Annotated in this window: 1 pseudogene; it reads right to left on the bottom strand. The window is 56.4% G+C overall.

Going from position 1 to position 1,088, the window contains the following annotated elements:
* Positions 1-1,088: pseudogene (locus ACTHS3_RS14175) on the bottom strand (chromosome segregation protein SMC); the annotation flags it as partial.

Raw genomic sequence — 1,088 nt, 5'->3', positions numbered from 1 at the left:
TTGCAGAAACGCGAGGTGTTGGCGTCGTCCAGCGGGGCGTCGACTTCGTCCAGAAGGCAGAAGGGGGCGGGGTTGAGGCTGAACAGGGCGAACACGAGGCTCATGGCGGTGAGGGCTTTTTCACCGCCGGAGAGGAGGTGGATGGTGCTGTTTTTCTTGCCGGGCGGGCGCGCCATGATGGACACGCCGGCGGTCAGGAGGTCGTCGCCTATCATTTTGAGGGTAGCTTCGCCGCCGCCAAACAGGGTCGGGAAGAAGGTTTGGACTTTGCCGTTGACGGCATCGAAGGTTTCTTTGAAACGCTCTTTGGTTTTGTCGTCGATTTGGGCGATGGCTTCTTCCAAAAGGGAGATGGCGGCCTGTACGTCTTCGCTCTGGCTGCGGTAGTAGCCGTCGCGTTCGCGCGCTTCTTCAAGTTCTTGCAGGGCGGCAAGGTTGACGGCACCGAGGGCTTCGATTTGCTGGGTGAGGCTGCCGATGCTGCTGTTCAATACTTTCGGCGATTCTTTCGCCAACGCTTCAAGCGCGTCCAAATCGGCGGCGCGTTCGGTCAAGTTTTGATGGTAGCGTTTGGCATTAATCAGGGCTTCCTGCTGTTGCAACAGAGCGGTTTGGGTCGCGGCCTGAAGCTGTGGCAACTGGGTTTGCAGGGTTTGCACTTTAGCGTATTGCTCCCTGCCTTGCTCCTGAATCTGCGCAAGTTTTTCTTGTACGACAATATATTCTTCATCCAAGGTCTGTACGGCTTCGCTCAATTCTTCAAGCTTGATGTGCTGCTCGTCGTTTTGGAACTCGGTTTCATAGGCGAGGGCAAGTTCTTGTTGGCGTTCCTGCCAGTCGAAGGTTTGCTGTTCAAGCTGGGCGATTTGCTGCTGGTAGTTTTGTTTTTGCTGGTTGAGCTTGTGGACGGCGACTTCGGCAAGCCCGTATTGGCGGTTGGCTTCCAACAGGGCAAGCTGCGCCTGTTTCAGACGGCCTTGCTGCTCTTGGCGGCTATGTGCGGTGGTTTGCTGTTGGTGTTCGAGTTCGGCGGCGGCTTCCTGCAAAGTAACGATGTCGTCTGAAAGCCCGTCGGACGTGTGTTGCAA

The organism is Neisseria sp. P0009.S007, from assembly GCF_051962515.1.
The sequence above is the reverse complement of the archived record's forward strand: the minus strand, read 5'-3'. Positions and strand labels throughout refer to the sequence as shown.